Here is a 624-nt window from a genome sequence, read left to right as displayed (position 1 = left end):
CGGTTTGCCCTGGGCATCGGTCAAGGTCGCGGTGTAAGTGATGGTGCCGTTTTCGTCCACGCTCGGGGTGGCGGTCAAGGTCACGGTGGTGGTGTCGTTGACATCGGTAACCGTGGTTTCCACGGGGGACTTGATCGGATCGATGGACTCGAGGTTGCCGCCCACCGCGTCCTTGATGGATTCGGTGACGGTGGTCGGGCCCTTGTAGAGGTCGTTGCCCACCGTTACCGGCAAGCTGCCGGAGCTCTGGCCTTCAGCGATGGTGATCACCTTGCCGCTGTCGAGGGTCACAGTCACCGGACCGTTCTGCGCGGTGACCGGTTTGCCTTGGGCATCGGTCAACGTGGCGGTGTAGGTGATGGTGCCGTTTTCGTCCACGCTCGGGGTCGCGGTCAGGGTCACCGTTGTGGTGTCAATCGAGTCAGTGATGGTGGTCACAGCCGGCGTGGTGTTCGGCACCAGGTTTTCGAAGTTGCCGCCAGTGGTGCCGGTGATGGTGGTGCTGACGGTGCTGCCGTTGTTATAGACGTCGTTGGCCGCAGTCGGCACGTTCACGCTGCCGCTGGTCTGGCCCGCGTCGATGGTAATGACCGAGCCGTTGCTCAAGGTCACGATCATCGGCGT

Annotated in this window: 1 protein-coding gene; it reads right to left on the bottom strand. The window is 62.5% G+C overall.

Annotated features, from left to right (window positions below; genetic code table 11):
- On the bottom strand, positions 1–624 hold a 624-nt coding region (locus tag AC1RDQ_RS28515; protein ID WP_492588757.1), incomplete at both ends, for an immunoglobulin-like domain-containing protein.

The organism is Pseudomonas sp. GW823-FHT02E01 (assembly GCF_058797535.1).
Note: the sequence above shows the minus strand (reverse complement) of the source record. Positions and strands in the feature narration are given on the sequence as shown.